Genomic DNA, 25180 nt, shown 5'->3' on the forward strand with positions numbered 1-25180 from the left:
TGCCGATACTCTATTCTCTGTGCCTGGCATTAAGTCAGGCACAGGATTACATCAACGACATATCGGCATTTCTAAAATATCGGCATATGGCAGATAGAGGTTTTCTTCAAGATGTGTAAAAGCTATCTCAAGCTGGCAAAAGAATGTAAGTCTCTTTCTTATGATGCTATGACAGCGCATGTTGCAATCGTATTTACTCGATACATGATGCTTGCAGTAGAAAATCGCGAATCAGAAGATCCTCGAACTTTAGGCGAGTTGTTTGCATACTTCATGGATGAGGTGGCCGATGTAACATTCATCTATGCTATTAACATCATTATGGAGATTTTCTCAAACATGATGATAGAAGAATTTGATCTCGATGAAGAAAAAATATCTTTAATGGTAGACAAGTTTGTATCTGCACTTACACCATCCATGCAGCGTCATCTTCAGGCAGCATGATTGGTACTTAATTGCCAATTTTTATTGAATTATCAAGGTTCAACCGCAGTTTTGTAACTGCGAAGTTTCAGTAATATTACTCATAATGATCCTGTCTGTCCTTAAAAAGTTTTTATCGCATTTCCCCTAAACACTCTTATTGCAGATAATCTCTGCACTTATCAAAATGCATTTCGGAACAATTATTTACTCTGGCTATTACATCATCCACTTCATCTATTCTATACCATTTATGGTCATCCACCTCGACAGATTCAGCAAATTCCGCCTTCTTTACATAAGCAATGAAACCTATCATGATAAGCTGCTTTGGCTCAAAATAATAACTGGACACATACCGGCACTTCGTAACTATCTGTCCGGTTTCTTCTTTTACTTCCCTTGCCACAGCCTCTTCTATGGTCTCTCCCTCAACCATATATCCCGATACGACTGTCCACTTATCCTCAGAAATATAATTCTGCTTCAAAAGAAGAATCTCGTTAAACTCATTTACAACCAAAACTTCAACAACCGGAATAGGATTTCTTCCATAAATTCGCTTGCAGGAAGGACATATCTTGCAATCATCATCCCCGCATTTTATATCCTCAAGTTCATGTCCGCATTCAGCACAGTATTTAAAAAGCACGGCAACCTCCCACATTATTACTATATACAAATAATAGAGGGTACCCTTAGGGCAAGGTCAATATTATAGTTCTACTAATGTTTCCTTATTTGTAGCCAAAAGAAATCACATGGCACCTGGCAGCAATGAAATTCTCAGATTCCAAATATTTGTCGTCCATGCCATGATCTTTTGTAAACCTTCTTTTCTCTGATTCTAAATCTTCACTGCCTGCACTTATGAAATCAACATAATCATTGATTCTGACTCCAATGCCCTTTAAACCCAGTTTTTCCATAATCACCGGAATTCTCATACCAATTTGGTAATCTCTTCCACCGGATTTTTCCTCATAAAGCCACTTTTGTTTTAAAAATTCATCGTTTTCAAATGGATCATAAGCTTCATTGTCTGCAAAAATACCGGCATTTTCCAGGCGTCTGCTTGGTTCAATGCATATTACCAGGCCATTCTCCTTTACAGACCCAATCATTTTTTTAAGGATGTCTTCAGGATTGTTAAGATGTCGCAAAACAGCCTGGCATATAACGATGTCATATTCCGCAGCAGGCTCATAATCATTTAAATCTGTCACTTCGAAGGAAATCTGCGCACTACAATCAGAAAATAAATTCTGCGCTTCTGCAATGAGCTCTTCAGATATATCGATTCCTTTATAAGTGCTCCCTTTCGGAACTAATGGCAACATCATCTGTGCCAGATATCCATATCCACAACCAAAATCTATAATTCTTACGGGATGGTCTATCTTCCATACAGACTTTACAAGAAACTCAAAGTAATCATTATTCCACAGATTGTTTCTTGTGCTATGTAAGTATTCTTTTTCCATTCCCCAATCTTTATTGGTGCCTTTACTTATTGTTATTTTTTCAAATATTTCGTTAAAATTCTTTATAGTTGGAATATGAATCAGCACTGCTCTCCCCTGGTATTTTTTAAGCAAATGCCAATATGCCTCATTGCAAAGATAATGAGTCGGTGTTTTCGATATTGTACTTTTAATTCCAGCGGCTGAAAAGCGATCAGATATAGTCTTAAGGTCAAGATTAGAAGTCAGATGTGTGCCATCCTTTTCTGAACATTGCTCGATGCGAAATGTGTTGGTCAGATTCTTGTCCACTCCAAAGAAATATACCACATCATACTCTGCAGGAAGCATATCAATATCTTTTTTTAATCCATCAAAAGAATTTGTCAGCAGATAGTGCTTCTGCGACAATGCATTTACCAGCATCGATGATGAATTATTTCGACCTTTAAATCCAATGTATGCTTCAGCCATTATGTATAAATAACCTTTCTGAGCGCCGGTTCGCAGTCTTGTATTCATCTCTCAATTTCGTAAGATGCTCCACAATATTCGGATTCCAGGAAATCATCTGTGGAAGATTATCGCAGGGGAACTCGTCACATAAACCGCAGAACTGTGCATTGTGTTCTTTGCAGCAGGCATAGACCTTGCATATTCCTGATCCGGCCCATTCAGGCACGCGCCCTTCTGCCTCAATGCAACCCGGACATATACATTTTATCTTTTTCTCACATCCAACGCAGCACTCACCGCAAGCGGTTATGGTTGTAAAATCTATCATAACTTCTTATCTCCCATCCCATGGTTCTCAGATAAAACTAAAGGAGCCTGTAATACAGACTCCTCAAATTTAAACGTTCCCGATGTGATTCGAACACACGACCTTCCGCTTAGGAGGCGGACGCTCTATCCAGCTGAGCTACGAGAACACTTATGCTTTTTTCGCACTAAAATATAGTATCATAGCCGTCAGCTAACTTCAAGACTTCACGAAGTAGTGTCTTCCAAGCCAGCGTGAAAGACCGTCCAGTCCCGGATAAACAATTCTTTCCGAAATGTTCTGATGGTCCAGCATGTCCCTGACCTGCCAGCGTAGTTTTTTGTCCAATACATACTTATAAGTGTTGGAGGTATTTTTATTAAGAAAGCCTTCGATATCCTCCATGTCACTTGGAATCACGGAAAAGAAAGAATACTGATTAACTATGCGCCTGTCAACTGAAGGCGGCTCTATAACTACCATCGATTGGTTCCCCATATCCTTATCATACTGATCCAAGCTGTCGCATACATCCTGCATCATATCAACCGAGAAAACAGTATTGTTAACTCGCTTGGATTCCTGCCTGTATTTTTCGGGAAGAAGATCATGAAGCTCATGGATATCTATTCTCCAAACTGCACTGTCATGCATATCCATCTGATCCATGTCCCCTTCAGCTGTGGAAAAGTGAAGTGCGATCAGAGGTGAGAACGACCAGTCAAGGAGCCTTGTGGGAAGTCCGTGATGCTGCCCGAATATCATCTGTCTCCATATGGATCTTTCTATCGATGGTTCCTCTATAGCAGCATACTTAGTAAAATTCCTTAATATACAAGGCTCGAGCTCTCTTCTCTTGTCCTTGCAGTTTCTCATAAGACTTGTTACCAGTTCAAAATCCGCATCGGGCTGTCCTCTGTACACAAAAAGATTCCTGTGCCTTCCAAGGTCATCCCTGTATTCCTGCTCTGATATCATTCGGAAAAGTGAATCCATGTTATCAATTCTTACAGTATTGATCATCTGTCACCTCACAAGTTTTATGCCAGCTCTTTTTTCCAAAAAATTATTTCAGCACATCCAGGGTAAGTATCTCAAACCCTTCAGCTTTTCCTTTTAATTTAATACTGTCTCCAAGAGATGTTACCTCAGCCCTGTCTCCAAGTATGTCGGCAACTGCTCTTGATATCAGGATTTTACCTCCCGGCGCGTTGGCTTCAAGTCTCGCTGCCGTATTAACGGTATCGCCTATGGCAGTGTAGTCCATTCTGAGTGGTGCTCCGATATTACCTACAACCGCAGGTCCGTAATTAACTCCTATTCCGAAGGATACACTTCTTCCAAATCTCTCATTCAATTTTTCACCAAGGGCTATTGATCCTTCAACCATGTCCATTGCCGCACGGCAAGCCATATAAACTGCGTCGTCCTGTGCAACCGGCGCATTCCAGAAGGCCATAGTACAATCTCCGACAAACTTGTCCAACGTTCCGTGGTTTTTCATTATGCACTCTGTTGTCAGCGTCAGATACTGATTTATTATTTCTACGACTGTAGGTGGATCCAGCGCCTCACTCATGGTTGTAAAGCCTCTTACATCCACAAAAAGAACCGCTATGTCGTAAGTCTTTCCTCCAAGCTCGAGGGCACTCTCTCCCTGTTCAAGAAGCTGCTTCATAACTGCCGGGTCTACATATTTTCCGAAAGTATTCGTGACCTTTTTTCTTTCTCTTGCAGCCTTAATATAGTTTATCGCAACTGAACCGATGAATAATATTGATACAAAAAGCGGTATCCACAAAACATGCAGAACAATACCCGATGTCTTATAAAGAAGAAGGCAAAGTAAGATATACCCGCCGCATACCAGTACTTCTCCGATAATAGATGGGATTACATTTCTATCATAGAAAAACAGACACATGACTATGCATAGGATAAATAGAATTATCAGCTGAACATTTCGTGATGCCTCTGACGGATAAAAGCCTCTTCTGAAAAAATCCACAAGATTGGCCTGTATTTCCACTCCATAGGTAGGAGCTGCATGATCAATGGCTGTTCTGTATTCATCCTGAAGTCCTGCTGCGTAAGGTCCTATAAGAACGGCCTTTCCGGAGAAAAACTCAGGATCAACTTCACCATAATACAGATCCGCTACAGAGATAAAATCATAGTAGCCCCCGGCATTTGTAAAATAGGGGATATAGAAAAAGCCGTCATTTTCCTTTGGAAGAGGATTTTTCTCTATTCCGTTGTTTTCACAGAATTTTTCATAGATTGTTCTGGAAAAGGAGTATACCTTCCCTTCTCCCGGAACATCCACATATAAGATTCCATGACGGATGATACTGTCGCTGTCAGCCATGGTGTTTATGTGGCCATAGCCCGCTGCTGCCTTTAACTGATCATAGGGTTCATCAAAAGCGAGCACAGCTCTCTCATCCATATAGAAGCCGGCGTCTTCAATCTGAAGTTCGCTTCCGAAGGTTGCTACGGAAGCCACAACTACGTTTTGGCCATTTTCACAAACTGCAGCCAGATACTCATCAGCGTCAGGGTCTGCACTTTCTCCGACATATAAAATATCAAGTCCGATTACGGCAGGTTTTTCCTGTACACTGTTTAAGTAACTGACACAATCGGCAATTACGCTCCTGGGCCAGGGAAAAGGTCCCAAAGCATCAAGTGCTTTCTGATCAATTCCGACAACAACTATTTGTCCATCGGTTGCTATCTTTTTCTGGTAGAGCGCATCAGAAACAACTCCGTCTGCGGAATCTGTAATCCCGCTTATGGAGATTAAAACAAAGATAATTGAAATTAGTAATGCTATTAAATATTTGCCGTACTTATTCCATTTCAAGTTCATAGATTTTACCATTGAAATTGTCGCAAACGTAAAGCATATTATCCTTTATGCAAAGACCTGTAGGTGTTACAGGATAAGCAGTTATCTCTCCGGTATTTCCTTCTACAACAGTTGAAACCTCTCCATCTTTTATACATCTGATTGCGGAATTAACTGTATCTGCCACATAAACTGATCCGTCTTCTGTTACAAAAAGTGTTTTCGGAGATGAGAAAAGTGCCTCTTTTGCATCGCCGTCCTTCATTCCTTCTTCTCCGCTTCCTGCAACTTCTTCGATTACTCCGGCCTTATCTTCCTTTATGGAAGCCTTCACTATACGGTTTGCTCCTGTCTCAGCTATGTACAGAAATCCATCAAAAATGTACAGTCCCATAGGCTCATTCAGATTAACAAGAACCTTATCCGCTTTTCCGTCACCTGTAATTCTGATAATTTCTCCTTCTCCGGTATTTGATACATAAAGGTTTCCATCATTATCAGTTGCAAGTCCTGTAGGATTATTAAACTCACAAAGCTTTTCCTTGCCACCTGGGGAGATAGCTGCATTTAGTGTCTCAACTATTCCATCATGTATGTACCTTACAACATCGTTTTTTGTATCGGAAACTGCGTACCCATCCTTGAATTTTGTTATCTCAAAAGGATCAGTGAACAAAGCTTCCTCAACTTTTCCGTCATTGTATCCGCCAAGCGGCACTCCATATATATCCTCTACGCTGTCAGCTCCAGCAATCTTAGAGAATTCTTCCTCATCATATTTCCAAACTGCATCATAATAGGTATCGGATATGATAAAGTCATCACCATCAATGAAAATTGTACAAGGCTTAAATTTCTCATTTTCAAGATAGCCTTTTTCATCCTTATCTACACTCTTCTCATCAACAGTCTCTGATGATTTCTCCAGATTCTGCTCAGGAGCTTTTTCTTTTTGCTCTACTTCTCCCCTTGCATCTACTGCGCCTTCCTGGGCGGTATCAGATGTGACGTCACTGCTCTTTGTTCCGCAGCCTCCGATAATGAGCACAGTAATGAAGATGCTACCTAGCATGCTCATTATTCTTCGTAATGAATTTACTTTTTTCATACTGCTTTACTCCTCTGCGTTAACTATAGCTCCATTTCCACGATTTATAATTTGTCCCCCTGCTTCAACAATGGAGCCATTCCATTCTTCCGTTTCCATACTTACTATGCATTTTATTGTTCCATAATTGATAATACTTGCATTAGAGCCGACTTTTATTGTAGTGCGTTCTCCGATCGTTAGAGTAGCTCCAGGAAAAATAATTAGCAAAGTATCAGTCATAGGATCCAATTCTTCATCCATTGTGGTGCCTACAAAAATGCTTCCTTCATGATCATTCGTACTAAATTTCACATCACCCTTTATTGAAGTAACACTCATCATCCATCCGTCACTGTCATAACCTGTAATTGCTGTAGGAGTAACATATGTTACATCCACCTGAGCATTAGCAGTACCCATAGTAAATTCATAATCAAGAGTCCAAGGTTCTTCTCCCGTGTTTGCACTGACATAGGTCGCTGCTTCTGAATTGCCGTTAACACTTATTGTTTTAGGATAATAATTATCATCCATCTTTACTCTGACTGTAACTTTCTGTCCGTAGGCTGCACTGGTTGCTGCCTCTCCGTTTACCAGTACACTCACAAACGAAGCATCTGCACCGCTCACAGAAGTTGCAATATCATAGGTATTAAGTTTAAATATAGCGCTAACCTTTACATTTCCTTCCGGCATCGTGAATGATTTTGTATTTCCATCTCCGGATGCTGTAACTGCACTGTTATCTGATGTATTTGTAATAGTCATTGAATCAAGGGAATATCCCTCATTCGGAACGGCCGTTGCTGTAACCGAAGTTCCTGCTGTAAGTTCCCCTGAAGGACTGATACTAATGCTTCCCTGGCTGGTATCACATTCTGTTGTAACTGTGTACTTAGTCGGCTCTGGTTCAGGTTCAGGCTGAGGTGTATCCTCCTCCACCTTTTCAAATTTAACCGTTATTGTTACATCCTTAGCAGGCATATCAAACGTATATTTTCCATCATCTTCTTCTAAGTCCACCTGCTTAGAAGATACGCTCTTAACCTTATATCCATCCTTAGGACTAACTTTTATTGTTACACTCTTTCCCTCTTCTGCCTCAGATACCGTTGACTTTACTTTTCCGTCATCACTATCGAAATTTAGCGTAATCTTATACTTCTTTTTCTGCTGACTTCCTCCATCATTATTTTCAGCAGGAGGATCTTCTTCGGAAGGCTGCTCGACAACCGGGTTAGTATTTTCTGGTATTGCCGGCTCCTGCGGGGTTTCAGGTTGTACAGTATTCCCCTGTCCCTGAGGTGTTACTGCCTGGGGAGGTGTGTTTGTATTAGTAACAGTTTGTGCCTGTGTAGAATTTCCGCCCCAATATGTATCATTATTTGAATTATTATCCTGGTCTTCTTTATTCTTATTTACTTTGTCCTGTAAATCTGAATTCGCTTGTTCTTCCTTATTTTGTCTATCTTTTGCGGACTCAGGAGTTACTCCTTCTGTGTCAAAACCGGCACCTTCCGCTTTATCTCTGGCATCAGGATCATTTGCAATCTCAATCCAGACAAAACCTCCTAAATCTTCGATAGTGGCTTTATCAGTATTAATTTTCACACTTCCGTCCTGGTCGCCTTGTACAGTAACCTTTTCACCGGGTCCTGCCTCTATATGCTGTCCATCGCTGGTTTCACCCTCTCCATTTCCATCGATGAAGACAATTTCTGTTGTATCACCGTTTTGCCTGGTTTGAATGATGGTTCCTCTGATACCCATCACCATGTTTGAGGTGCGAACATTCACGTTTTGTCCGCCTTTCAGTTTTTCAGAGACATTAAAATACATGTTCCCCGATAATACAAGGACCTCAAGATTATCACCCTTTTTATGTATTTCCGTTTCGCTTATGGCATCAAGCTTTACAGCCTTTTTATCATCAAGATTAAAATAGGCATAGCTTGCCTTATCAGTGCCAACATGATTACCGTTAAATAGTCTCATGTTATCGGTGGTCTTGAGCTCTGTCCCCGAACTGTCGGTTACTTTTACTTCTCCCTCAGTTTTTGTCATTCTGATTGTGGATGCAACCGCTTCCTCAGCCATAACTTTATGCCCTGCAAAAATAGCTGTCATGGCAATGCTCAAACACATTGCAAAAACTAATATTCTTTCTCCGGTAGATTTCATAGTGAAATTTTTACCTCCCCAAAAACTTCTTTCATAAAATATCTATTTTCATTCCTTTTTTTGCGTAGCTAATGTCAGTTTCTTTTAAACTGTCCTCCATTTTTTTGAGCTCACTGTCATTATGCTTCGGATCGTGGTGAATAAGAATCATTTTCTTAGAGTTCGTAAGTTCTTTAAACTCTTTAGCCATCTTTAAAGTCGAATGACCGAATCCTTTTTTTGTTTCATACTCTTTTTCTGTATACTGAGCATCAAAGAGTATTAAATCTGCGTCTTTTGCATAATCAATTAAATTACTTTCCGGTTTTGATTGCAGCTCGCAGTCAGTTATATAAACAAGCTTTTTCCCCATATAGGTAATCTTGAATGAAAGACATCCACCAGGATGATTTACTTCAGCTGCTTCTACAAGTATCTTTTCTTCTCCGTTTTGCAATTCAAGAGGAATTTCAAGGTCCTTATAAATTATATTGGAAGGATATTCCGCAATGGTAAGTGGCCAGTAGGGCTTTGAAAATGCCTTTTCTATTTGATGTTCAATTGATTTTTCTTTTAATCTTTTTCCGAATAGTGTTATTGTCTTATCCTTTTTGGATAATTCCGGAAAAAAAGGAAGTCCGATTATGTGGTCAAGATGCGGATGAGAAAGAATAATATAAACATTATCCTTATCCTTTAAATCAGGCGCATTAATTATTCCGGTTCCGGCATCCAGAAAAATAACCTGTTTTCCAAGTTCAACCATATAACATGAAGTTTCACCACCGTACAAGTTATATTCCTTTCCACTTACAGGAATAGAACCCCTTGCACCAAGAATGGTAACTGAAAAAATTTTTTCCCCCATATTTTCCCCTTATGAGTCTACCTTCTCATAGCCTTCTATCGTTTCCTTGATAACCTGATTTCGACCTGTTTCCTTGGCAATATACAATCTGGTATCTGCAACCTTGATATTATCTTCTACAGGTACTGCCGGATCCATTTCAGCACAGCCAAAACTCATGGTAATTTTGATATCAGTTCCTTCAAAGGTACATACTGAAGCTTCGATTCTTTTCCTGATTCTCTCTGCTACAAATGCACTCTGATCAAGATCTGCCTTAGCAAGGAAAATGATGAATTCCTCTCCTCCCCATCTGTAAACAGTATCTGATTCTCTGACACTTTCTCTTAAATTCTTCGCAACGTGCTCCAGTACGGCATCTCCCGCATTATGTCCGTAAGTATCATTTACCCTTTTGAAGTGGTCGATGTCACACATAATTACTGAAACAGTTACTTTATCATCGTCAGGCCTCTGCATGAGTTTGAGATATTTAGATTTATAATCGCTATGAAGACCCATACGATTTCTAAGCTTTGTCAGCTTATCTGTCTGCGAGTCATCGAGGAAGGTATCCGCCTCAAGAGTAATCCCACAAACAACTGCTGCCAGAGATAGTCTTCTGACATCATGTTCAAGATCAAAGCCCTTGTCATCAAGCTTATTTATAGCCTGATAAGCGCCTATCATTTCTCCTTTGCAATTAAAACAGGGAATTACTAGAATTGATTTTGTGGTATATCCTGTGGATTTATCCACTGAAGAATTGAAATCCGGACAATTGTACGGATCATTTGTTACGATTGGTTTTTTCTCTCTGATGGCACGTCCCACAAGACCTGTGTTCTCATCGATGATGATCTGATCTGTGCCAACAGCAGCATTGGTTATCAGCTTATGATTAATCTTATCCCATTTCCAAAAGCTGCATCTGTCTGCTTCTACAAGTGTTCTTCCAAGCTCAGCAAAAATAGAGAACAGTCCGAAATGGTCGTTCCATCCTCCTTCTGCTTCTGCTGTACTCATCTTATTATACAAATCCTGTGTAATATCGAGAGTTCTGTTAAAAAGTGCACTTTGATCACTTTTATCACTATTCATATTATTATCCCTCATAATGCAACAAAAACCATGCTACAAAAACATTTTACCATATTCTTATGAGGTAATAAATTATATACTACATCTTATGCATCAGGATAATTGACAAATCCCTGCATCCAGATGGTTCCTTTGAATCTTCTTCCCGGCATGGGTTCGCCCAGAAGATCCTTTTTATTTATACAAACATCAAATATAAGCTCATTGCAGTTGATAGTCATAATCTCAAGTGTCTGTCCTGTCAGGGAATTGGTTTCTTCATGGCATTCCATGATTTCTCCCATAACATTGTACTGATCACATTCAACACCGTGAGGCATGAAATAGTTATCAACAAGAGTATAGATGTCAGTTGTCTTTATCTGCTTGGAAAGAGCACTATAGGTATCCATATCATCTATGGAAAGAGTCTCCATAGCTGTTTCATCGCCTTTTCTGGCTTTATGCATCAGCTTTTCTCTTTCCCTGGTTCTCTTTTTTGCAAAACTTTTATCACTATCGGTTTTGGCGATAGGCATCATTATAGTTCCTTTAAGAGAAAGGGCTGACATCGTAAGCGTAGTTCCTCTTATGGGGAATCTGTTTTCATTCTGAACCTTGATATAAGGAATCATGTTCTGCAGATAAAAAATAACAGTTACTCCTACTCTAAGGTCATCACAAACTCCAGCATAGGATTCTCTGCTTGCGTGTCTGGATACGGTTATGTCTTCCTCAGTAGTGATGCGGGTTCCTCTGACATATGGATAATAATAGTCATAAAGGAATTTGTCCTGCTCATTAAATTCTCCGCAGACGCAAATTCCGATTCCGTCGGCGAAATCCTTGCAGAATTCTCCCAATAATTTTTCGCCGTCCTTAGTTACATAGGACCTTGAATCAGCCTGCTGAACAGTCATAGCTATAAGCTGCTGAATATCGTCTCTGCTTTTGAAATTTTCAAAACCGATTGCTCTTAGGTAATTATGCATGGATTTCACCTCCTTTCCATACCTTCAATTTTTTCTCATGTATGAAGGTTATATTTTTCTAAATTTATTTTACAGGTATAAGTTTTTCCTTGCCGCCCATATAAGGTCTGAGTGCTACAGGCACATTAACAGATCCGTCTGCATTGAGATTGTTCTCAAGAAATGCAATAAGCATACGCGGAGGTGCCACTACTGTATTGTTAAGTGTGTGAGCAAGGTAATTTCCATCCTTACCCTTGATTCTGATTTTCAGTCTTCTAGCCTGAGCATCTCCAAGGTTAGAGCAGCTTCCAACTTCGAAGTACTTCTTCTGTCTCGGTGACCATGCCTCTACGTCACAGGACTTGCATTTAAGATCCGCAAGATCACCTGAACAGCACTCAAGTGTACGAACCGGAATATCCATGGAGCGGAAAAGATCAACTGTGTTCTGCCAAAGCTTGTCATACCACATTTTTGATTCTTCAGGCTTACATACAACGATCATCTCCTGTTTCTCAAACTGATGAATTCTATATACGCCTCTCTCCTCTATACCATGAGCACCTTTTTCTTTTCTGAAGCAAGGTGAATAGCTTGTAAGGGTCTGAGGAAGGTCTGCCTCTTCAATCTGCTGTTCCTTGAATTTTCCGATCATTGAGTGTTCACTTGTTCCGATAAGGTAAAGATCTTCGCCTTCAATCTTATACATCATAGCTTCCATCTCAGGGAAACTCATAACACCTTCAACAACATTTCCATGAATCATGAAAGGAGGAATGCAATAAGTAAATCCTCTGTCAATCATGAAGTCTCTTGCATAAGAAATAACAGCTGAGTGAAGTCTTGCTATATCTCCCATGAGGTAATAGAAACCGTTTCCTGCAACTCTTCTTGCAGCATCAAAATCGATTCCGTTAAATCTCTCCATAATATCTGTGTGATAAGGAATTTCAAAATCCGGAACCACAGGCTCACCGAACTTTTCTATCTCGACATTTTCTGAATCGTCCTTACCAATCGGAACACTCTCATCAATAATCTGAGGAATGACCATCATGATTTTTAAAACTTTATCATCAACAATTTTCTGATTTTCTTCAAGGTCTGCAAGTCTCTTTGCATTAGCAGCAACCTCTGCCTTTTTCGCTTCAGCTTCCTCTTTCTTACCCTGAGCCATCAATGCTCCAATTTCCTTGGAAATCTTGTTTCTGCTTGCACGAAGATCATCTGCTTCCTGCTGATTCTTTCTTCTCTCATTGTCGAGTTCTATAACTTCATCAACAAGCGGGAGTTTTTCATCCTGGAATTTCTTTTTAATGTTTTCTTTTACTACATCAGGATTTTCTCTTAAGAATTTAATATCTATCATTTTATTTTCCCCTTTTATTATTCTGCAGTTAATCGCAGATTATTATTTTCCATATTCTATTGCTTCGTTTAAAGCAATCTGTTCTTCATCTCCAAGTTCCAGTTTGCATTTTCCGTTTACTATTTCCTTGGAGTATGAGTAGCAACCATCTGTACTGTGTACAGAATTTAATAAGAAACCATTGTTATCTTCATCCAGAAGAGCTATTGAATATGAAAGCTGTCCACCCATTTGGTTGAAAGCATCATACTTGATTATTCCGACCTTTTGGAAACATGAAGCCAAACGATCATATAATCTATTTATGTCTTTTTGATTCTTTTCTGTCGTTTTTCTGATAACTTGATTTTCTTCAAATAAAGCTACTATTTCATCTTCAAGGGAAGCTGCTTCCTTTCCCTTCATGAATCTTGAAATTTGATTCTTAATTGCTTTTATCTTATTACCCTGAATTATAACAATTATTAGCAGCACTATTATAATCACAAGCAGTGCCAAAAGTATATAAGCAATATCTATTTTTAGTCCTAACTGGTCAAAAAGATTACTGTTCATATTGCCACTCCTACCTGTAAAGTTTTTCTGTTATTTTTTCAAGATCATCTGTACTGTAAAACTCGATTTCAATTTTACCGGTTCCATCTCCCTTAGGTGATATTGATACCTTTGTTCCGATAGCCTGTGTACATTTTTCTTCGAGTTCTCTGTATGCAGATTCGACACTTGAATTAAGCTTATTTATTTCTTTCTTTTTCTTAGGTTCTTTACCAAGATTCTTAACAAGCTTTTCTGTGTCTCTTACACTCATCTTTTGATCAAAGATTTGCTCGGCGATTTTTAATTGTTCTTCCTTATTTTCTATTGAAATAAGTGCTCTGGCATGACCGGTTGAAAGTTTACCGTCTATTACCATCTGACGAACTTCTTCACAGAGTTTCAAAAGTCTAAGTGAGTTAGTAATGGCAACTCTGCTCTTAGATACTTTTTCAGCAACAACATCCTGTGTATAGCCAAAGTCATCTATAAGCTTTTTATATGCAAAAGCTTCATCGATAGGATTAAGATCATCTCTTTGAATATTATCGATAAGAGCATATTCGGCAATTTCTTGCTCTGTGAGATTTTTAATAATGACCGGAACTTCTTTAAGTCCTGCCTTCTTAGCTGCACGCCATCTTCTCTCACCACCGATTATTTCATAATGATCTTTTCTATCCTGAACTATCAGAGGATTTATAATTCCATGTTGTTTAATGGAATCTGAAAGTTCTAATAATTTATCTTCATCAAATGTTTTTCTGGGCTGATCTCTATTTGGTTCAACTTTAGTAATATTTACAATTACTACCTGTCCTTCTTCATTATCAGCTTCAACTTTTTTCTTAGATGCAGGTGCCGGAGCAATCAGTGCATCAAGACCTTTACCTAAACCTCTCTTGGTATTTTTCGGTGCCATCTTTTACCTCTTTCTATCTATATATAATGTATCTTATATTTCACGTGATACATTATGTTGTAGTTAAATTAAAATTTTCTTCCGATTACTTCATCCGCAAGGAGTCTGTATGCTTCTGCTCCGGCAGACTTTGTATCATAAAGATTGATTGGAAGTCCATAGCTGGGTGCTTCTGCTAATCGAATATTTCTCGGGATGATTGTCTTATAAACATTTTCGGAAATATGATCCTTAACATTTTCAACTACCTGCATTGAGAGATTAGTTCTTGAGTCATACATTGTAAATATAACTCCCTCCATCTGCAGAGAATTATTCAATCTCTCTTTCACCAGATTAACTGTGTGAACTAACTGACTTAATCCTTCCAGAGCATAATACTCACATTGAATGGGAACAAGTACTGTATCTGCTGTTGTCATTGCATTGATTGTGAGCATGCTAAGTGAAGGAGGGCAATCAATAATAATAAAGTCGTAATGATCTCTTATTTTCTCAATTGCTTTCCTCAAAATAAATTCCTTTTCTTCCATATCTATCAGTTCAATCTCAACAGCTGCGAGATTTACATTGGAAGGAATTATATCTATGCCATCTACAACATTTATATATAGTGCATCATCTACCTTGCAATCACCAATAAGTAATTCATATATTGTATTCTCTAATTGATTTTTATTAAGACCAAATCCACTTGTAGTATTACCCTGAGGATCTGTATCGATGACTAATACTTTTTTTCCTTTTTCAGCAAGAGTTGCCGACAGATTAATTGATGTTGTTGTCTTACCCACGCCACCTTTTTGGTTTGCAATCGCAATCGCACGTCCCATACTTTTCTCTCCCTCTTCAGTTTTCTTTCTTAATCAACTTTTAAATTATAGCACAGTTTTTCTGACACAGTTTCAAAATTATAATGTAAATTATCTTTATTTTTCATACAATATTCATCTAATTAATGTTTCACGTGATTTTTTTACTATATATTGGGTCTCTATGTTTCACGTGAAACTATTTATTGTGGAAATAAATTTTCATATAAAAATGTTTCACGTGAAACAAATAGTTGTCTCTCAAATCTGCAATACAATATATTGTATTATAAATATATTTATGTTTATAATGGTTTCTTTTGAGGAGTACCTGCTTTTCTTGGATACTTTGAAGAAGTCTTTTGAACTTTATCTATAATGCATATCGTTCTCTTAATATCAGTATCAGGAAGACAGAATTCTTCTACAAGTTTTGTCTTGCCGCCTAAAAGAAAAATGGCATTTTTTGCATCAGCTACTTCTTCTAGACCTTTATCACTTTTGTATGCAATGAAAGATCCTCCAACTTTCACATATGGAAGATCATATTCGCAAAGCGTAGATAATCCAGCTACTGCTCTTGAAACTGCAATATCAAATTTTTCTCTTAACTCTCCATTTTTTGAATCCGAATAATCTTCTGCCCTTCCATGAACAGTTTTAATAGATCCTGTTTTATTTAAGTTTAAACTATCTATTACTGTATCAAGAAATGTAATTCGCTTTTGAAGTGAATCTAGTAATGTAACATTCAATTTAGGAAATACTATCTTTAAAACGATACCGGGAAATCCAGCTCCGGTACCAACATCAATTAAAGATAATGCTTTTTTTGAAAAATCAAAATATTTTGATGATGCTACAGAGTCAACAAAGTGTAACTTACAAACATCATCAAATTCGGTTATTGCAGTAAGATTAATTTTATTATTCCAATCAACAAGAAGTTCATAATAATCTTCAAATTGTTTTATCTGCTTATCAGATAATTTAATATTTAAACTATTAAAGTCTTTTATCATAGAATCAAAATTGTGATTCATAAAATAATCCTTTCAAATAACCATATATTGTGTTTCACGTGAAACAATTAGCAGAATTAGTGGTTTGAATTTTTTCTGTAGTTTTCAAGGTAAACTAATAATACAGAAATATCCGCAGGATTTACTCCACTAATTCTTGATGCCTGACCCACATTAACAGGTTTGAATTTTTTAAGGTTAGCACGTGCTTCAAGACGTAGACTTATTACATCGTTATAATCGATGTCAGCAGGAATCTTTTTATTTTCCATTTTCTTGAATTTATCTACCTGCCTCTGTTGTCTCTCAATATAGCCTTCATACTTAATATTTATTTCAACTTGTTCTATAACATCCTTACTAAGTTTGGGCCTTTCCGGATCAAGTTCTGCAATATTGTAATAATTCAGCTCCGGTCTGCATATAAGTTCAGCTATAGATGCTGCAGTCTTAAGTCTGGGTGAATCAAGTCTGTCCATAAAATCCTGAACATCCTTTGAAGCACCAACCTTGAGTTCTTTTAATCTCTCTGTCTCATTTTTAATGAGTTCTTCTTTTAACAAAAGTGCTTTATATTTTTCTTCGGAAATAAGACCAACTTCATAGCCTTTTTTTCTAAGTCTGATATCTGCGTTATCCTGCCTGAGCAGTAATCTATATTCAGCTCTTGAAGTCATCATTCTGTAAGGTTCAAGATTATCCTTTGTAACAATGTCATCGACAAGAACACCTATATAGCCTTCGGATCTGTCTATAGAAAGATATGGTTTTCCTAAAATTTGCATACATGCATTTATACCGGCAAACAAACCCTGAGCTGCAGCTTCTTCATAGCCACTACTTCCGTTAAACTGACCAGCACTAAAAAGACCTCTTATTTTCTTTATTTCAAGAGTAGGATAAAGTTGTCCCGAGCATAAACAATCATATTCAATTGCATAAGCGTTTTTTACAATTACACAATTTTCAAGTCCCGGTACAGATCTGTACATTTGTATCTGAACATCTTCCGGCATAGAAGAAGACATACCATCAACATACATCTCATTTGTATGTGTTCCTTCCGGTTCTATAAAAACCTGATGTCTTATCTTGTCTGGAAATTTTACAACTTTGTCTTCTATTGAAGGGCAATACCTAGGACCTATTCCTTCTATAATGCCAGCATAAATAGGTGATCTATCTATGTTATTTCGTATAATTTCATGTGTTTTTTCATTTGTATATGTGAGATAACAATAATGCTGTCCCTTTTGTATATCATCAGGATTTGTATCAAATGAAAAAGGAACTACCGGTGTATCACCTGTCTGAATTTCCATTTTGGAATAATCTATTGTATTTCCATCCATTCTTGCAGGAGTACCTGTTTTAAATCTTCTGAGTTCAACACCACCATCAATAAGTGATTGTGATAAAAGATTAGAAGGCTGTAATCCATTAGGACCTGTATATGAAATAGACTCACCGCAAAGACATCTGCTTTTAAGATATGTTCCAGTGCATAATACTACTGCCTTACTTTTATAAATAAGACCAGTTACTGTTTTTACTCCGGAAATCTTTTTTTCGTAACCTTCTTCAATTAAGTCTTTATCAGTAGAAATGTCATCATAAAGGAGTTCTTCTATCTCAGCCTGCTTTACAGTAAGATTTTTCTGAGCCTGCAAAATCATTCTCATAGATTTTGAGTATTCAAGCTTATCCGCCTGAGCACGTAATGAATGTATTGCTGGACCCTTAGACTTATTAAGCATTTTGGATTGAAGATAGGTCTTATCAATGTTTTTTCCCATCTCACCACCAAGAGCATCAATCTCACGAACAAGATGTCCTTTCGAAGAACCACCTATATGAGGATTACAGGGCATGAAAGCAATATTATCAACACTTAAAGTGAAGATAATTGTCTTTAATCCCAGTCTTGCAGCTGCAAGTCCTGCCTCACATCCGGCATGTCCTCCACCTATTACTATCACATCATAATTATCAACTATCATTTTTTATTTACCCATACAGAATTTTGAAAAAATTTCTTCAACAAGATCATCATCAACTTCTTGTCCGATTATTTCCCCTAAGAAAGAATAAGCATTCATAAGGTCAATTGAATAAAAGTCTTCTGACATTGATGCTTCGATACTTGACTGAACTTTTTTCAAACTGTCACATGTATTTAATAATGCTTCCTTTTGTCTAATGTTTGTAATATATATTTCTTCTTTGGGAATTATGTTCCCATTAAAGAACATATCAGTAATAATTTTCTTTAAGTCTTCAATTCCGGTATCATCCACCATAGAAGTTTTTATGACAGGAATATTATCTCCGTATATGTTATGAATATCATTTTCCAGTATAGAAATTCTGTCACTGATGTCATTTTTATTTAATAATACAATTACATGATTATTTTTTATAAGTTCTGATATTCTTTCATCGTCGGATATTTCATCGTCTGTAGAATCAATAATATACAAAATAAGATCTGCACTTTGCGCTGACTGTACAGCCCTCTCTACACCAATCTTTTCTACTTTATCATCTGTATCTCTTATGCCTGCTGTATCAAGAACTCTTAAAACAATATCATCAAGTCTAATAGTTTCTTCTATAATATCTCTTGTAGTTCCTTCTATATCAGTTACGATTGCCTTTTCTTCACCGGCAAGTTTATTTAATAGAGATGACTTTCCGGCATTTGGCTTTCCTATAATAACTGTTTTTATACCCTCTTTTCTAATAATACCTTCTTCGGAAGTGTTTATCAGATAATTGAGACGACTAATCCAGTCTTCATTCTTTACTTTTAATCTTTCATCATATCCAGTCAGATCATAATTTTCAGGATCATCTATAGCAGATTCAATGTATGCCATTTCATAAATAATTTCTTTTCTTATATCCTCGATTTTATTAAAAAGAATTCCACCAAGCTGTCTCTCTGAATTTTTCATTGAAAATTCATTTTGAGCATGGATGAGATCCATTACAGCCTCTGCTCTTGTAAGATCAATTCTACCATTCAAAAAAGCTCGCTTTGTAAACTCACCGGGTTCGGCAAGTCTGCATCCATTTTTTATAAGAAGATTCAAAATGGATTCCATAATAAGTCGTCCACCATGAGAATTGATTTCAACTACATCCTCTTTGGTATAGCTTCTGGGTGCTTTCATTAATGAAATCATTACTTCATCAACTTTATTTTCATTCTCATCAACAATAAAACCATAGCTTATCGTATGAGAATCTTTATTTAATAAAGAATGATTCCCCTTTGTATCAACATACAATTTACTTGCTATGCTAAGTGCCTCTTCACCACTAATTCTTATAATACCTATACCTGCATCTATCATGGCAGTGGCTATTGCACAAATAGTATCTTCCTTGAAGAACATATTATTATCCTCAAAATGCAACAAGAGCTGCCAATTGAAATTATTTTAAATTCAATGGCAGCTCTAAGCATACAAATTATTTCTTAAGAGTTACAACAACTCTTCTAAAAGGTTCCTCACCTTCACTGTGAGTTGTTACATACTTATCAGCCTGAAGAGCCGAATGAATAATTCTTCTTTCATAAGGATTCATAGGCTCGAGTGAAACTGACTGTCTGTTTTTACGAACCTTGTAAGCAATGTTCTTAGCAAGATTCTCAAGAGTTGCTTTTCTTCTGCTTCTGTAATTTTCTGTATCTACCTTAACATGAATATAATCTTCACTGCCTCTGTTTACAACAAGAGAAATAAGATACTGAAGAGAATCGAGTGTCTGTCCTCTCTTACCGATAAGAACACCCATCTCATCTCCGGAAAGTTCAACTTCAAGAACTTTATCTGTCTCATTATACTTGGCATCAACAGTAACCTTCATGTTCATTGCGCCAAAAACATTTGCAAGGAATTCCTTAGCTCTGTTAATAAATTCATGATCATAAACATAAGAAATCTGTTTTTCTTCTGTTTTTTCTTCCTTCTTAACTTCAGGAGCTTTTTCTTCCTTAACTTCTTTTTTCTTAGGCTTTTCTTCTTTTTTAACTTCTACTTTCTTCTCTTCAACTGTTTCTTTTACTTCCTGCGCTTTTTCTTCAGAAGCACTCTTTACTCTTGCTCTTATTACAGCAGGTTTAACATTTAAACCAAGAAATCCTGTGGATCCTGTAGAAATTACTTCATATTCAAGATTGTCGCTTGTTACCATAAGCTGTGCACATGCTTCTGTTATGCACTCATCAACAGTCTTTTTTGAAATCTCGATATATTCCATTTTTTTATCCCCTATCAATTATTCTTCTGATCAAATTCTTTAACCATATTTGCTCTGGCAAGAAGACTCTTTTTGTTAGCCTTACCTGATTGATAAATATCGTTAGCTTTTTTCAACCCCTCTTCCTTCTCCTGTTCAGAACGAGTTGAAGTATAAGAATTCATTGTTCTTGTATTCACATTTGCAAAGCGATTCATCTGAGGAGTAGATTTCATTTCCTCAAGCTTTTTATTATACTTTTCAGTATTCTTTGCAATCTCAGCATCTATGTCCATCTTATCAATATGCTTGTTAATGAATATCTGCTGAATTGTACGTACTACAGCACCTGCAATCCAGTAAATACCAAGACCGGCAGGGAATGAAAATGTAAAGAACAAAGACATCAAAGGCATCATCATGTTCATTGTCTTCATGGAATTTGCCATCTGAGCTGCCTGATCATTAGGGTCGTTAGACTGCTGTGCAGGCTGAGGCATAAGTTTAATACTTATCCACTGTGTAAGACATGAAAGAACAGGAATAATAAGAGCAACAATAAATAATCCGAATGACTTATTATGCCATGCATTCTGAACCATGAAAGTAGGTGAATCACCTATATTAAGACCTAAAAAGCTATTGTACTTATTAAGTAATGTATGAGTACTTGTTATTGAATCAGAAAGATTGCCGAATTTTTCAGTAAGTGAAGCCCAATCAGCAGAAGATGCTTTATAAAGGACATCAATAAATGTATTCTCAATATGAGATACATCACCTGATAAAAATGCATCTGCCTTAAACTGCTTTGAATACTGTGAAGCACTTGAAAGAGTCTGCAGGAAATCACTTGCACCTGCAGTATTTCTGAGTTGTTCTACTAAAGGATAGAAAGAATCCTTAATCTGACCTACATATGCAGGCATTGAATAAATTACACGATAAAGAGCAACCATTATAGGAAGCTGAATAAGAAGCTGAACACAGCTACCTGTCTGTGAAACACCATACTTAGCATAAAGAGCTTTTATCTCTTCCTGCTGAGCAAGCATGGAATCATTATCTTTTTTTCCTTTGTACTTAGCCTGAATAGCCTGGAGCTCAGGATTCATTCTGGCCTGAAGCTTAGAAAACTTCTGCTGCTTATAAGTAAGCGGCATAAGAAAAAGATACATTATAATAGTAAATAAAATAATAGCAAGACCGGTACTTGGAATACCAATCTTATCAAGAACTATGAAAATCCAATTCATTATGTGACCAAGGACCCATGCGATAGGACCGACAATTTTTCCCTGGTACTGTGTTAACGCAACAATGTTCAAAACCAACCCTCCGATACTTACGGTACAGGATCATAACCACCGCTGGAAAAAGGATTACATCTTAAAATTCTCCAGGCAGCAAGCAAACTTCCTTTAATAGCACCGTATTTTTCTATTGCTTCTAATCCGTACTGCGAACAAGTCGGAATATACGGACATTTTGTTCTCTTCATTGGAGAAACATACTTTTGATATAGTTTAATCAGTAATATCAGTATTTTCTTCATCTTGCACCTCATCATTTTTTCTTAGATGAGACTTTCCGGCCAAATATAAAAAGGATTTTTCAATATCAAAATAACTTGCATCCTTTACACGGGATCTGGCCACGACTACTATATCTAAACCACTATTAAATATATTTTCGTGTAGTCGGTAAACTTCTCGAACTAGTCTTGCAAACCTGTGCCTTACAATACTGTTCCCAACTTTTTTGCTAACTGAAATTCCGAGTCTGTTCATATCGGTTTGATTCTCTCTGAGATAAACAACAATATTCTTATCTGCGTAGCTTTTACCGGTTTTATAAACAAGCTGAAAATCAGCAGTCTTTTTTAAACTTTCTGTTTTTTGCATTTAATCAATCCATTTAATGTGCTCTTCTTTGAGCAACATAATTCGTAGAAATATGAAAATACGCGAATATGCATCTATGCACATTCGCGTAACAAGACCACAACATTATGTGGTCCTTATTATGCAGATATTTTCTTTCTACCCTTAAGTCTTCTGGCAGCAAGTACCTTTCTGCCTCCCTTAGTTGCCATTCTTGCTCTAAAGCCGTGAACACGAGCTCTCTGAAGCTTATGCGGCTGATAAGTTCTCTTCATAGTCGAAATACACCTCCTTTTACTATCTATTTAGCAAATAAAATAATTGTCTGAATCAGAAAAAATCGTTGTTATTATAATAAAATTAAGCATTTCCGTCAAGTAAAAAAAATATTGTGGATAACTTATAAAAAAGTTTAAAAAAAAATGAATCAACATATGGTGTAAAAAAAAGTTATCCACATCTAAATGTTGATTTTGTGGATAAATTGTTATTATCTGTAAATTTATTTTTTTTATCCACAAAATGTGGATTAAATGTGGAAAACATTTCCGATAAAAAAATCACAATAGTAAAAAATCCAGTAATCATGCGCCTTTAATGAAGTTAATAATTAATAACTACTTTTCCACTTTTCCACTCTATGCATGATTATTATTATCATGAAAAATTTTTTTATAAAAAGTTATCCACAATTTTTGCCTGTTTGATATTTATTTTTCCATAGGATAAAATAAACTCTAAACTTACAATGGGAGAAAGTTATGGAAAAAGCTACAGAAATAACACAAAAACTGGCTGATAATTTTGAAAGCCTGAAAGAAGAAATCAGAGTGGAGCTTGGTATGACAGCTATTTCTTTTGATACCTGGATCAAGCCCCTGTCATTTTATAAATATGATAACGGTACTGTTATCATTCTAATCCCCTTTGATGATACCAACTTTTTAAGTTATATAGAGAGAAAATATCAGAAATTCTTTAAGGTAACTCTCTCTGAGTTTCTAAATGAAAATGTTGAGATAGAATTTCTTTTGGAAAAAGATGCTCATATTAATAATGAAGAAACTACTTCAAAAAATGAAAATGAGACTAAAATAAATCAGAACAACTACGAATTTTCAGGACTTAATTCAAAATACATTTTTGATACATATGTAGTAGGTGGAAATAACAGATTTGCTTACAATGCATCTCTTGCAGTAGCTGAATCACCGGGAGAAGCTTATAATCCTCTTTTCCTTTACGGAGGACCCGGTCTTGGTAAGACTCACCTTATGCATGCAATCGGACATTTCATTATTGAAAACCATCCTAATTTTAAGGTTTTATATGTTACTTCAGAGCAATTTACAAATGAAGTTATTGAATCTATCAGAAGTGGTAAAGCTGAAGCAATGAGCAGACTTCGTGATAAATATCGCACAGTTGATGTTCTGATGGTTGATGATGTTCAGTTTATTATAGGAAAAGAAAGTACTCAGGAAGAATTTTTCCACACCTTCAATGTACTCCATCAGTCCGGTAAGCAGATCATTATTTCATCAGATAAACCTCCGAAGGAAATGGAGACTCTTGAAGAAAGATTCAGATCCAGATTCGAGATGGGACTCATTTCAGATATTCAGGCTCCCGATTATGAAACAAGAATGGCAATCCTTAAAAAGAATGCGGAAAGCTATTCAAAACATATTGACGATGAGATATTTGAATACATTGCTACCAATATCAAATCTAACATCAGAGAACTTGAAGGTGCTTATAACAAAATAATCGCCTTTTCACGTTTAAATAATGTAGAGATTACTTTGGACAATGCAAAAGAAGCTCTTAAGGATATTATTTATCCCGATGTATCCAAGGTTATAACAATTCCTCTTATTATAAGTACTGTTTGTGAACAATACGGAGTTAAGCAGGAAGACATCGCTTCAAAGAAAAGAAATAAAGAAATTGTTCTTCCAAGACAGATTGCTATGTATCTTGCCAGAGAACTTACAGATTCTCCGCTTGAAGAGATAGGAAAATCCTTGGGAAAAAAAGATCATACTACTGTAATGAGCGGTATCAATAAGATAAAGGATCTTTTATCAGTGGATGAAGATCTAAGAAGAAACCTTGATATTATTAATAAGAAACTAAACCCTTCAGTGTGATAAAGTGGATAACTCAGTTTATAAATACTTTATAAATTGTTTATAAACTGAGGATAGGAGTGGAAAACTATTTTATAGTCTCAAATCGCAAAATTTGGCTTGTGTACAACAATTTACTTTTCAACATTAAATTTTTATTTATCAACTATTAAAAATTTGTAAATAAGCCAGATAAATTGTATAATAGATAGGGATTTCCACATATCAACACCTATTATTATTTATATTATTAAATATTATTAATTTAGGCTCTTCTGGCATGAGTGTGGTTAGTTAAATACGCTGAAGTCCTCATGCCATGCGGCTTAAGCGTACTTTACACGGTTGCGATTTGGTAACGGTATTTTCAGGTCAGAACAGTATAGCAAAACCATATCGATCATACTGTCTACGTCCCTGAATCCATACGCCTTCCGGATAAGCAATTTTATCTTGTTGTTGGTTGCCTCAATGCGGGCATTGGTCACACCAAGCTCGATAGTGTTAAGGATATGATCCTTGTGGCGCATGATCTTTCTCTGCAGCTCCACAAACACCGGGATCCTACAGTGCCTTGCCCATTTGACCCATGCGATAAGTTCGC

The 25180-nt window shown here is 36.8% G+C and carries 25 protein-coding genes and 1 tRNA gene; 2 read left to right on the forward strand and 24 right to left on the reverse strand.

Annotation, left to right across the window (positions count from 1 at the left end; all coding sequences use genetic code 11):
- The first annotated feature begins 111 nt into the window (after nucleotides 1-111).
- Nucleotides 112-447: a hypothetical protein gene (locus tag BLR42_RS18225; protein ID WP_091872255.1), complete on the forward strand. Its 336-nt coding sequence runs from the start codon at nucleotides 112-114 to the stop codon at nucleotides 445-447.
- A 136-nt stretch (nucleotides 448-583) separates the two neighbouring features.
- Here BLR42_RS18225 and BLR42_RS18230 read toward each other — a convergent pair whose 3' ends face one another.
- The 23 genes from BLR42_RS18230 to rpmH all read right to left on the reverse strand — a co-directional run bounded on the left by BLR42_RS18230 (nucleotide 584) and on the right by rpmH (nucleotide 22719).
- A complete protein-coding gene (locus tag BLR42_RS18230) occupies nucleotides 584-1078 on the reverse strand; it encodes an NUDIX domain-containing protein (protein WP_091872257.1) in 495 nt (164 codons plus the stop codon).
- Between the two features lie 85 nt (nucleotides 1079-1163).
- Nucleotides 1164-2363, reverse strand: a complete 1200-nt coding sequence (locus BLR42_RS18235) for a methyltransferase domain-containing protein (RefSeq protein ID WP_170832868.1) — start codon at nucleotides 2361-2363, stop codon at nucleotides 1164-1166.
- On the reverse strand, nucleotides 2356-2673 hold the full coding sequence (locus BLR42_RS18240) for a DUF3795 domain-containing protein (RefSeq protein WP_091872262.1): 318 nt from the start codon (nucleotides 2671-2673) through the stop codon (nucleotides 2356-2358). Before BLR42_RS18240 ends, BLR42_RS18235 begins: the two co-directional genes overlap by 8 nt.
- Nucleotides 2674-2747: 74 nt before the next feature.
- A tRNA-Arg gene (locus tag BLR42_RS18245) sits at nucleotides 2748-2821 on the reverse strand.
- A 50-nt stretch (nucleotides 2822-2871) separates the two neighbouring features.
- Nucleotides 2872-3675, reverse strand: a complete 804-nt coding sequence (locus tag BLR42_RS18250) for an FRG domain-containing protein (protein ID WP_022761813.1) — start codon at nucleotides 3673-3675, stop codon at nucleotides 2872-2874.
- Between the two features lie 43 nt (nucleotides 3676-3718).
- Nucleotides 3719-5524, reverse strand: a complete 1806-nt coding sequence (locus tag BLR42_RS18255) for a CHASE2 domain-containing protein (protein ID WP_170832869.1) — start codon at nucleotides 5522-5524, stop codon at nucleotides 3719-3721.
- Nucleotides 5505-6611: an NHL domain-containing protein gene (locus BLR42_RS18260; RefSeq protein WP_091872268.1), complete on the reverse strand. Its 1107-nt coding sequence runs from the start codon at nucleotides 6609-6611 to the stop codon at nucleotides 5505-5507. Before BLR42_RS18260 ends, BLR42_RS18255 begins: the two co-directional genes overlap by 20 nt.
- A gap of 6 nt (nucleotides 6612-6617) precedes the next feature.
- Entirely contained in the window at nucleotides 6618-8774 is a 2157-nt protein-coding gene (locus BLR42_RS18265) for an InlB B-repeat-containing protein (RefSeq protein WP_091872269.1), read from the reverse strand.
- Nucleotides 8775-8805: 31 nt separating this feature from the next.
- On the reverse strand, nucleotides 8806-9621 hold the full coding sequence (locus BLR42_RS18270) for an MBL fold metallo-hydrolase (RefSeq protein WP_091872272.1): 816 nt from the start codon (nucleotides 9619-9621) through the stop codon (nucleotides 8806-8808).
- A gap of 9 nt (nucleotides 9622-9630) precedes the next feature.
- Nucleotides 9631-10701: a sensor domain-containing diguanylate cyclase gene (locus BLR42_RS18275; RefSeq protein ID WP_170832870.1), complete on the reverse strand. Its 1071-nt coding sequence runs from the start codon at nucleotides 10699-10701 to the stop codon at nucleotides 9631-9633.
- Nucleotides 10702-10787: 86 nt separating this feature from the next.
- Nucleotides 10788-11672 (reverse strand): DUF3881 family protein, encoded by an 885-nt coding sequence (locus BLR42_RS18280; protein WP_091872277.1) that lies wholly within the window; start codon nucleotides 11670-11672, stop codon nucleotides 10788-10790.
- A 64-nt stretch (nucleotides 11673-11736) separates the two neighbouring features.
- The gene (gene serS, locus BLR42_RS18285; RefSeq protein WP_022761806.1) at nucleotides 11737-13023 is read right to left on the reverse strand and encodes a serine--tRNA ligase; all 1287 of its coding nucleotides are present in this window, start codon (nucleotides 13021-13023) and stop codon (nucleotides 11737-11739) included.
- Nucleotides 13024-13065: 42 nt separating this feature from the next.
- A complete protein-coding gene (locus BLR42_RS18290) occupies nucleotides 13066-13578 on the reverse strand; it encodes a DUF4446 family protein (protein ID WP_091872279.1) in 513 nt (170 codons plus the stop codon).
- Between the two features lie 10 nt (nucleotides 13579-13588).
- Complete coding sequence (locus BLR42_RS18295) at nucleotides 13589-14479, reverse strand: ParB/RepB/Spo0J family partition protein (RefSeq protein WP_091872282.1); 891 nt, start codon at nucleotides 14477-14479, stop codon at nucleotides 13589-13591.
- 68 nt (nucleotides 14480-14547) lie between these two features.
- Entirely contained in the window at nucleotides 14548-15312 is a 765-nt protein-coding gene (locus BLR42_RS18300; protein ID WP_091872284.1) for a ParA family protein, read from the reverse strand.
- A 284-nt stretch (nucleotides 15313-15596) separates the two neighbouring features.
- Nucleotides 15597-16334: a 16S rRNA (guanine(527)-N(7))-methyltransferase RsmG gene (gene rsmG, locus BLR42_RS18305; protein ID WP_091872287.1), complete on the reverse strand. Its 738-nt coding sequence runs from the start codon at nucleotides 16332-16334 to the stop codon at nucleotides 15597-15599.
- Nucleotides 16335-16390: 56 nt separating this feature from the next.
- Nucleotides 16391-18313, reverse strand: coding sequence for a tRNA uridine-5-carboxymethylaminomethyl(34) synthesis enzyme MnmG (gene mnmG, locus BLR42_RS18310; RefSeq protein ID WP_091872289.1), 1923 nt, complete (start codon nucleotides 18311-18313; stop codon nucleotides 16391-16393).
- 3 nt (nucleotides 18314-18316) lie between these two features.
- On the reverse strand, nucleotides 18317-19714 hold the full coding sequence (gene mnmE / locus BLR42_RS18315; protein ID WP_091872292.1) for a tRNA uridine-5-carboxymethylaminomethyl(34) synthesis GTPase MnmE: 1398 nt from the start codon (nucleotides 19712-19714) through the stop codon (nucleotides 18317-18319).
- Between the two features lie 76 nt (nucleotides 19715-19790).
- Nucleotides 19791-20582: an RNA-binding cell elongation regulator Jag/EloR gene (jag, locus tag BLR42_RS18320; protein ID WP_026498408.1), complete on the reverse strand. Its 792-nt coding sequence runs from the start codon at nucleotides 20580-20582 to the stop codon at nucleotides 19791-19793.
- Between the two features lie 14 nt (nucleotides 20583-20596).
- The gene (locus BLR42_RS18325; protein WP_091872294.1) at nucleotides 20597-21889 is read right to left on the reverse strand and encodes a YidC/Oxa1 family membrane protein insertase; all 1293 of its coding nucleotides are present in this window, start codon (nucleotides 21887-21889) and stop codon (nucleotides 20597-20599) included.
- 17 nt (nucleotides 21890-21906) lie between these two features.
- A complete protein-coding gene (yidD, locus tag BLR42_RS18330) occupies nucleotides 21907-22116 on the reverse strand; it encodes a membrane protein insertion efficiency factor YidD (protein WP_091872297.1) in 210 nt (69 codons plus the stop codon).
- Nucleotides 22088-22465 (reverse strand): ribonuclease P protein component, encoded by a 378-nt coding sequence (gene rnpA / locus BLR42_RS18335; protein ID WP_091872298.1) that lies wholly within the window; start codon nucleotides 22463-22465, stop codon nucleotides 22088-22090. Before rnpA ends, yidD begins: the two co-directional genes overlap by 29 nt.
- Before the next feature lie 119 nt (nucleotides 22466-22584).
- Nucleotides 22585-22719 carry a 50S ribosomal protein L34 gene (gene rpmH / locus BLR42_RS18340; RefSeq protein WP_022761795.1) on the reverse strand — a complete coding sequence of 45 codons (135 nt, stop codon included), beginning with the start codon at nucleotides 22717-22719 and terminating at the stop codon, nucleotides 22585-22587.
- Nucleotides 22720-23205: 486 nt separating this feature from the next.
- On the opposite strand from rpmH, the gene dnaA reads away from it, so the two are divergent.
- Nucleotides 23206-24597 carry a chromosomal replication initiator protein DnaA gene (gene dnaA / locus BLR42_RS18345; protein WP_022761794.1) on the forward strand — a complete coding sequence of 464 codons (1392 nt, stop codon included), beginning with the start codon at nucleotides 23206-23208 and terminating at the stop codon, nucleotides 24595-24597.
- A gap of 305 nt (nucleotides 24598-24902) precedes the next feature.
- Here dnaA and BLR42_RS18350 read toward each other — a convergent pair.
- The coding region (locus BLR42_RS18350; RefSeq protein WP_139165207.1) for a transposase at nucleotides 24903-25180 on the reverse strand (278 nt) is incomplete at its 5' end.

This window comes from Butyrivibrio sp. INlla16, from assembly GCF_900104155.1.
Classification (GTDB): Bacteria; Bacillota; Clostridia; order Lachnospirales; family Lachnospiraceae; genus Butyrivibrio.